Annotated in this window: 8 protein-coding genes; all 8 read left to right on the top strand. The window is 32.7% G+C overall.

Annotation, left to right across the window (positions count from 1 at the left end; all coding sequences use genetic code 11):
- The first annotated feature begins 64 nt into the window (after positions 1–64).
- The 8 genes from AC5M21_RS09320 to rpoD all read left to right on the top strand — a co-directional run bounded on the left by AC5M21_RS09320 (position 65) and on the right by rpoD (position 9,444).
- Positions 65–460, top strand: a complete 396-nt coding sequence (locus tag AC5M21_RS09320) for a cytidine deaminase (protein WP_008787811.1) — start codon at positions 65–67, stop codon at positions 458–460.
- Entirely contained in the window at positions 457–1,350 is an 894-nt protein-coding gene (gene era, locus AC5M21_RS09315) for a GTPase Era (protein ID WP_054688510.1), read from the top strand. The genes AC5M21_RS09320 and era overlap by 4 nt, the downstream gene beginning before the upstream one ends.
- Entirely contained in the window at positions 1,334–2,071 is a 738-nt protein-coding gene (gene recO, locus AC5M21_RS09310) for a DNA repair protein RecO (protein WP_008787813.1), read from the top strand. The genes era and recO overlap by 17 nt, the downstream gene beginning before the upstream one ends.
- Positions 2,072–2,143: 72 nt before the next feature.
- Positions 2,144–3,958 (top strand): YgiQ family radical SAM protein, encoded by a 1,815-nt coding sequence (locus AC5M21_RS09305; RefSeq protein ID WP_008787814.1) that lies wholly within the window; start codon positions 2,144–2,146, stop codon positions 3,956–3,958.
- A 2-nt stretch (positions 3,959–3,960) separates the two neighbouring features.
- Positions 3,961–4,878, top strand: a complete 918-nt coding sequence (locus AC5M21_RS09300) for an alpha/beta fold hydrolase (protein WP_017143859.1) — start codon at positions 3,961–3,963, stop codon at positions 4,876–4,878.
- A gap of 150 nt (positions 4,879–5,028) precedes the next feature.
- On the top strand, positions 5,029–6,405 hold the full coding sequence (locus AC5M21_RS09295; RefSeq protein ID WP_117598740.1) for a glycine--tRNA ligase: 1,377 nt from the start codon (positions 5,029–5,031) through the stop codon (positions 6,403–6,405).
- A 16-nt stretch (positions 6,406–6,421) separates the two neighbouring features.
- Positions 6,422–8,179: a DNA primase gene (dnaG, locus tag AC5M21_RS09290; protein ID WP_117598739.1), complete on the top strand. Its 1,758-nt coding sequence runs from the start codon at positions 6,422–6,424 to the stop codon at positions 8,177–8,179.
- The gene (gene rpoD / locus AC5M21_RS09285; RefSeq protein ID WP_117598738.1) at positions 8,176–9,444 is read left to right on the top strand and encodes an RNA polymerase sigma factor RpoD; all 1,269 of its coding nucleotides are present in this window, start codon (positions 8,176–8,178) and stop codon (positions 9,442–9,444) included. Before dnaG ends, rpoD begins: the two co-directional genes overlap by 4 nt.
- Position 9,445 lies beyond the last annotated feature (1 nt).

Raw genomic sequence — 9,445 nt, 5'->3', positions numbered from 1 at the left:
AGAATTGGTATATTAGATTTATTACTCTTTGTATGAGTAACTTCAATATACCAGAGGGTAGACTATGGATTATCAAAAATTAGTTGATGAAGCTTTTATAGCAAGTGAAAATGCCTATGCTCCTTATTCATCATTTAAAGTTGGAGCATCCCTTCTTTTAACAGATGGTACAATAATACATGGCACAAATATTGAAAATGCTGCATATGGATCTACAATGTGTGCTGAAAGAAATGCTGTTTTTCAAGCTTATTGTCAAGGATATCGCAAGTCAGACATTGAAGCGTTGGCAATTGTTGGAGATTGTTCACCATTGATTTCACCATGTGGAGCATGTCGTCAGGTTTTGGCTGAATTGTTAGATCCATATACCCCTATTGTTTTAGGGTGTAAAGATTATTATGAAGTCACAAATATACAAGAATTATTGCCACGTGCTTTTATAGGAGAAAGTTTATGACATTTAAATCTGGATTTGTAAGTATAGTTGGAAGACCAAATGTCGGTAAATCAACATTGCTTAATCATATTTTAAAAACCAAATTAGCAATTACTTCATCAACAGCTCAAACAACTCGTAATACGATTCAAGGAATATATACGGATGAAGATGCTCAGATTATTTTTATGGATACACCAGGTATTCATAAACCTCAGGATGGTCTTGGTTCATTTATGAATACCAATGCACTTAATAGTATTTATGGTGTTGATTTGGTTTTGTTTTTAGCTCCTGCTGATGAGAAGATTGGAAAAGGTGATCGTTTTATTGTTGAAAGACTTAAGGAAGCTGATGGACCAGTTTATTTAATTCTTAATAAAATTGATTTATTGTCTAAGGAACAATTGATTGAAAAATTGAATGAATGGAAAGGATTGTTTGATTTCAAGGAAATCATACCTATTAGTGCATTGAATGGCGATAATATAGATGATCTTATGAATACAATAAAAAATGATTTACAAGAAGGGGTTATGTATTATCCTAAAGATCATTTAACTGATCATCCTGAAAGATTTATTATGGCTGAATTTATTAGGGAAAAGATTCTTTATTTTACACATGAAGAGGTCCCACATAGTGTCGCTATTGTTATCGAGAGAATGATTGAAGATGAGCAAGGTGTTCATATTATGGCTGCTATTATTGTAGATAGACAGAGTCAAAAAGCAATTATTATTGGCAAACAAGGGAGTCTTATTAAAAAAGTCAGGCAAAATGCTCGTAAAGAGATGAAACGCTTTTTACAAGTTCCAGTCGAATTGGAATTGTTTGTGAAAGTGGAAAAAAATTGGCGTAATAAACAAAAGTATCTCAAGGAGTTTGGATACGATGAAAATGACTACTAATGAAGAAGTTGTTGAAGGAATTATTTTAAAAAAAACTGTTTATAAAGAAAATGATATGATTTTACATATATATACCAAAGAATATGGCAAGATTGGTATTATTGCTAGAGGAATTCGGAAAATAACGAGTAAGAATGCAAGAGCATGCCAAGAGATGATGATAAGTGAAATGAGCATAAATTTAAAGAAGGGATTAAGTTCTTTGATGAAAGCAACTCCAGTTGATTATTTGCGTCATATTAAAGAAAACTTAGATAGTGAAATTGTTGCTAATTATGTTTTAGAGTATTTTTATCGTTATCTTGAAGATAATAATCCCAATCAAGATGAATATGATATTTTATATCATTCGCTAAAAGCTTTAGATCATGGCTATTCACCTCTTTTGGTTTATCTATTATTTAATGTTTTTGTTTTAAATCATAATGGTGTTTCGATTGATGTTGAAGGCTGTGTTGTTTGTGGCTCGTCAAAAGTTACAGCGATATCACTGAGAGATGGTGGATTTGTTTGCCAAAATCATCGAGGGAATCTTCAACCTTGTGATATTAATGTTTTGAAAGCTTTTCGACATATCCATAAAATTCCTATTCAATATATAGATCATATTCATATGGAAGAAAATATTTTAAAAGAGCTTATTCCTTATATGAATGGTTATATTGAGGAATATACAGGTGTTTCTTTAAAGACATCTGCGTTTATTCAACAAATTGTGTAGATTTCTGCACAATTTTATTTTGCTTAAGAGAAGTTTGGTGTATAATGATTGCATATATAAGGGAGAGATGTTATGAGTGACTTTTTACCAACAACAAAAGAGGAAATGTTAGCAAGAGGATGGGAACAGCCTGACTTTGTTTATATAAGTGGAGATGCTTATGTGGATCATCCTTCTTTTGGTGCAGCAATTATTACAAGGACACTTGAAAGTCGAGGTTTTAAAGTGTGTTTTTTGGCACAGCCAGATTGGCATAGTTTGGAAGATTTTAAACGTTTTGGAAAACCACGACTTGGTTTTTTAATCTCAAGTGGAAATATTGATTCAATGGTTAATCATTATAGCGTTTCTAAAAAGCGTAGAAAAAAAGATAGTTACTCGCCCAATGGTGAAGCCGGTCATCGACCAGATCGAGCAGTTATTGTATATAGTCAAAAAGTACGTGAAGCCTATAAAGATGCAACAATTCTTATTGGTGGTATTGAAGCAAGTTTAAGGCGTCTTTCACATTATGATTATTGGGATGATAAAGTGCGTAAATCAATTTTGGTAGATGCAAATGCTGATTTATTAATGTACGGAATGGGAGAAAATAGTATTGTAGAAATTGCGGAGGCTTTGGATGCAGGTATTGATGCACAATATTTAACATATCTAGATGGGACAGTTTTTAAAATCAAAGATTTATCATTGCTTCCAGAAGGATATATTATGTTACCATCTTTTGAAGATGTATCATCAGATAAAGTGACTTATGCAAAATCATTTGGTATTCAATATCGCCATACAGATCATTTTAATGCAAAAACGTTAGTAGAACCATATGAAGGCTTTTACATTGTACAAAACAGACCTAATCGTCCTTTAACTCAAATAGAATTTGATGATACATATGCTTTACCTTATCAAAGAACATATCATCCAATGTACGATTATATACCTGCAATTGAAGAAGTTCGTTTTTCTTTGATTAGTAATCGTGGATGTTTTGGTGCATGTAATTTTTGTGCCTTGAATTTTCATCAAGGCAGAATTATTCAAACACGTTCACATGAATCACTTATACAAGAAGCAAAAACAATGATTCAAGATCCTGATTTTAAAGGTTATATCCATGATGTTGGTGGACCAACTGCTAATTTCAGATCTCCAAGTTGTGAAAAACAAGCAGAACATGGAGCTTGTCCGACGAAACAGTGTTTATGGCCTAAAGCATGTCAGAATTTAAAAATTGATCATAGTGATTACTTGTCATTACTGAAAAAATTAAGAAATTTAGATGGAGTTAAAAAAGTCTTTGTTCGTTCGGGTATTAGATATGATTATTTGATGTATGATAAAAATGATACTTTTTTTAAGGAACTTGTAAAAAATCATATTAGTGGACAATTAAAAGTGGCACCTGAACATATTAGCGATCAAGTTTTAGATAAGATGGGAAAACCACGAAGACAACTATATGAGAAATTTGTGGATAAATATGAACATCTTAATAAGGAAATGGGTAAAAACCAATATCTTGTTCCTTATCTTATGTCCTCACATCCTGGTAGTGATTTAAATAGTGCAATTGAGTTGGCTGAGTATTTAAGAGATATTCATCATACTCCTGAACAAGTTCAAGATTTTTATCCCACACCAGGAACACTTTCAACAGCAATGTACTATACTGGTATAGATCCACGTGATATGAGTTTGGTGTATGTTGCAAAAACCCCACAGGAAAAAGCGATGCAAAGAGCTCTAATGCAGTATCGCAATCCTAAAAACTATCATCTTGTTTATGAAGCACTTATGACTGCCAAGCGTCAGGATTTAATAGGCTTTGATAAAAAATCTTTAATTAGGCCAAAAGGACAATTCCGTCCACCAAAGAGGAGGTCGTGATCATGAAATATACAAAAACGTATACGTCTAGTATGCATACACATGTACGTTATCATGTTTATGAGCCCAAAGTGGTTTTGAGAATTAAGGGAATTGTTCAAATTCATCATGGTATTGGTGAACATGCAGATCGTTATGATCATTTTGCATCTTTTCTTTTGAATCAGGGATTTGTTGTCGTGGTGAGTGATTTTGCTGGTCATGGAAAATCACTGATTGATTTTGAACAAGGTTTTTTTGGTACTGAAAATGGTCCACAAAATCTTGTTAAAGATATGCATCGCCTACAAAATATAATTCGTCGCACATATCCAGATGTTCCATACTTTATGTTGGGAGTAGATTTGGGTTCTGTCTTGATACGTAAATATGCAACAGAGTATGGTGATTTTATAGAAGGTATGATTTTATTAGGAACGCCACCGGTTGTTGAACATAGTTATTTGAAAAAGGGGTATTTAAAGTTATTGAGAGCCTGGCGTGGACCGTTATATAAGGCAACTCATTATTTTAAATCGTATCATGAATCTAAGAATCGGAAAGTCCATCAAAGCAGCAGTGATGTTGATTGGCTAACAAGTGATGAAGATGAAATCAAGAAATTTTTAAGTGATCCTATGACACATTTTTCTTATACTGTTCAAGGATATCGTGATATTGTGAGTGTTATGCAAGAGGTCAATAGTGATGAATCCATTGCTAAAATTCCAGATTATTTATCAGTATATATTGGATATGGTGAATTAGACCCAATGTGTAGAAAGATGAAAGTATTGTTAGAGAAATATAAAAAAATACAGTTACGAGATGTGACTGTTGATGTATTTGAAGGGATGAGACATGCTATATTATTTGAAAAAAGTAAGAAAGAAGTCTACCTTCACATATTAAATTGGTTGAATGAAAGAACGTATTTGTAGCGCACCCTTATGGTTGGTTGACAAATAACCACTATAAGGGTATAACTATGGCATTAGCACATAAGATAAGGATAATTATGACTTGGTAAGGTATGCCGAGTCTTTCGTACTTTATATAAGTGTATAAAATAAGTGAAAAGGGGTATAAATATGGCAAATAAAGATATGGAAAAGCTAGTTGCTCATGCAAAGAATTCAGGATTTGTTTATCAGGGTTCTGAAATTTATGATGGTTTAGCAAACACTTGGGATTATGGTCCTTTAGGTGTGGAAATGAAAAATAATATTAAGAAGTTATGGTGGAAAAGATTTATTCAAGAATCACCATATAATGTTGGATTGGATTCTGCTATATTTATGAATCCTCGTGTTTGGGAAGCAAGTGGACATGTTGGTGGATTTAGTGATCCATTAATTGATTGTAAGAACTGTAAAACAAGACATCGTGCAGATAAGTTAATTGAAGGATATGATCCAGATGTCCACAGCGATGGTTGGGAGCCAGAAAAAATGATGGAATATATTAGAGACCATCATATTAAGTGTCCTGATTGTGGAAGTGAAGATTTTACAGATATTCGTGAATTTGAATTGATGTTTAAAACATATATGGGAGTTGTTAAAGATGCAAAAAATGTTGTTTATTTGCGTCCGGAGACTGCTCAAGGAATCTTTGTTAATTTTAAAAATATACAAAGAACATCACGTAAGAAAGTTCCATTTGGAATAGGTCAAATAGGTAAGTCATTTAGAAATGAAATTACACCTGGTAACTTTATCTTTAGAACAAGAGAATTTGAACAGATGGAATTAGAATTCTTCTGTAAACCAGATACAGATTTAGATTGGTTCCATTATTGGAAAGATGGTTGTATGCAATTCTTAAAAGATTTGGGTTTAACTTCAGAAAATTTAAGATTCAGAGATCATGAGCAAGAAGAATTATCTTTCTATTCTAAAGCAACAAGTGATATTGAATATCTTTATCCAGCACCACTTGGGTGGGGTGAGTTATGGGGAGTTGCTGATAGAACTGATTATGACTTATCAAGACATCAAGAATTCTCTAAAAAGAATTTGGAATATTTAGATCCAGAAACAAATCAAAAATATATACCATATGTTATTGAACCTTCTGTAGGAGCTGATCGTTTATTTTTATCAGTATTTGCTGATGCATATGATGAAGAACAATTAGAAAATGATACACGAATTGTGATGCATTTACATCCTGCAGTTGCACCAATTAAGGCGGCTATTTTGCCACTGACTAAGAAACAAAGTGACAAAGCAATGGAAGTTTATTCGATGTTAGCACAAGATTTTAATGTTGAATTTGATGTTGCTGGACAAATTGGTAAAAGATATCGTCGTCAAGATGCCATTGGAACACCATTCTGTATTACTATTGATTTTGATAGTGAAACTGATCAAACAGTAACATTAAGAGATAGAGACAGTATGGAACAGATTCGTTTACCAATTGATGAACTGAAGAGTTATATTGCTGAAAAAATTAAATTTTAAATAAAGGAGGACATTTATGGCACGTCTGTCACAAGAGAAAATCAATGAAATAAGACAAAGTGTTGATATCGTTGATGTGATAGGACAATATCTTGCCTTAGAGAAAAAGGGAAGAAATTACATGGCTGTATGTCCTTTTCATGATGATACACATCCTTCAATGTCAGTATCACCTGATAAACAGATATTTATGTGTTTTGTTTGTCATACTGGTGGGAATGTTTTTACATTCTTACAAGAGTATTTAAAGATATCATACATTGAAGCAGTCAAAAAGGTTGCTGAAATAGGTCGAATTGATTTAAGTGATTATCAGCTAGATGTTGAGAAAAGACCAATTCATCAAGAACATGTCGCACTTTATCAAATGCACCAAGAAGCACAGAAAATTTATAGTTATTATCTAAATACAAAACTAGGCTTAGAAGCAAAAACATATTTATTGAATCGACAGTTCACAGATGAGCTTATTAAAGAGTTTCAAATTGGTTATGCTCCTCTTGAACCTGTTTTACATCAGTCGTTTGAAAAGTTAGGTTTTCAGGAAATTGATATGGTCAAGTCGGGATTAGTGATTGAATCACAAAAGAATTTTGATAGGTTTAATGATCGTATAATGTTTCCGCTTTTTAACCAGCAAGGACAAGTTATTGGGTTTAGTGGGCGTATTTATAAACCTACACAAACAGATGCTAAGTATATGAACTCACCAGAGTCAGATATTTTTATCAAAGGTCAAACTTTATACCATTATCATCAGTGTCGAGAAGCCGTTAAACAGGCTGGGTTTGTTTATTTATTAGAAGGTTTTATGGATGTTATTGCAATGTATAAAGCAGGTATTGAAAATACACTGGCGATTATGGGAACTGCTTTAACAAAAGGCCATATTCAAGCTTTACGCCGTTTAACAAATACAATTCATTTATGTCTTGATGGTGATCAAGCTGGACAGGCAGCTATGAGTAAAGCTGCTCGTGAATTAGAAGAGGCTGGGTTTAAAGTACAAATTATTATCTTGCCAGATGGTAAAGATCCAGATGAAATATATCAGATGCATGGACAAGAAGGCTTAGAAGAAGTCTTACGTAAAACAGTAAAACCTATTGAATTTCAAATGGATTTTGAATACCAGCTTGTTGATCCACTCAATTATGATGACCGCAAACAGTATTTAGAAAAAATGTGTTATGAAATCACACAAATAACAGATGACATTGATCGGGATTATTATATTCATGTTTTATCAAAGAAATCTGGTTTCTCATATGAAATTATTCAGCAAAGAGTTGTTGGAATGAAACCACAACGGATCGAGGAAACTGTTCATAGGGAAATAAAAAAAACAATTCAAATTATTGATAAATATCGTAAAGCTGAACATGATTTATTATTTTATATGTTAAATAGTAAAGATGTTGCTTTAAAGTATGAGGCAAAAGCTGGATTTATGTATAATGATTCATATCGTGTCATTGCCTCTTATATTGTTGACTATTATCGCAATCATAGTCATTTAGAAGTTGCTGATTTAATCAATAGTATACAAAAAGAACAATTGATACAAACTGTTATAGAAATATCACAATCAGCATTGCCTTTAAATTATGAGGAAAAGGCAATAGATGATTATATTAAGACAATTGCGGCAAATGCACGAAAAATGAAGAAAGAGCAATTATTAGAACAATTTAATTATAGTTTGGATCCGAGTCAAAAGGCTCAGATTTTAAGTGAAATAGTGAAATTAGAGAATGAAAAGGAGTCTATATGAAAAAAGAAACAAAGAAAAAGGCAGCACCAGTAACGTTTGAGGATCTTAAGAATTTAATTAAAGAAACTGCTGATGCATTAGGTGGTACATTATCACAAGATGATTTAGATGCTTTTTTAACAAAGTATGATTTAGATGATGAATCTGCTGAGGAATTATTGCAATTTATTACAGACAGTGGAATTGTTATTGAAGATGGATTAGATGCTTTAGAATTAGATGATGAGGAACTGTTAAAAGGTGTTGGAACTGATTTAGATGATCTTGAAGGATTAGAAGATTTAGGAGCTCTTGAGGGATTAGATGATGAATTAGGTGAAGATGTTCCTGATTTAGATTTCGTTGGTGATTTTGACATGATGACTGGGGATACAGCAAATATGTATACTCATAATGATGATGATGATGAAAATCAATTAGGAAGCAATGTTAAAATCAATGATCCTGTTAAAATGTATTTGAAGGAAATTGGTCGTGTTGAATTGCTTAGTCACGATGAAGAAATAGATTTGGCTAAAAGAATTCTTGAAGGTGATGAAGAAGCAAAGAAAAAACTTGCGGCAGCGAACTTGCGTCTTGTTGTTTCAATTGCAAAACGATATGTTGGAAGAGGAATGTTATTCTTAGACTTGATTCAAGAAGGTAATATGGGGCTTATTAAAGCAGTAGAAAAATTTGATTACACAAAAGGTTTTAAATTCTCTACATATGCAACTTGGTGGATTAGACAAGCGATTACACGTGCCATTGCTGATCAGGCGAGAACTATTCGTATTCCAGTCCATATGGTTGAAACAATTAATAAGTTAACACGAGTGCAACGACAACTTATCCAAGAGTTAGGAAGAGAACCACTTGCTGAAGAAATAGCTGAAAAGATGGATGGTATGACACCTGATAAAGTTCGTGAAATTCAAAAAATTTCATTAGAACCTGTTTCTTTAGAAACACCTATTGGTGAAGAAGATGATTCTCATTTAGGTGATTTTATTGAAGATGAAGGGGCTATGTCACCTGATGATTATGCTGCTAATGAATTATTAAAGGATGAATTAAATGAAGTCTTATTAGAATTAACAGATCGTGAAGAAAAAGTATTGCGTTTACGATTTGGATTAGATGATGGACGTACAAGAACTCTTGAGGAAGTAGGAAAAGAATTTAACGTAACACGTGAACGTATTCGTCAAATTGAAGCCAAAGCTTTACGAAAATTGAAACACCCTTCACGTTCAAAACGTTTAAAAGATTTCTTAGATCGTTAAT

The organism is Coprobacillus sp., from assembly GCF_984815275.1.
This window is presented reverse-complemented; position numbering and strand designations above follow the sequence as displayed.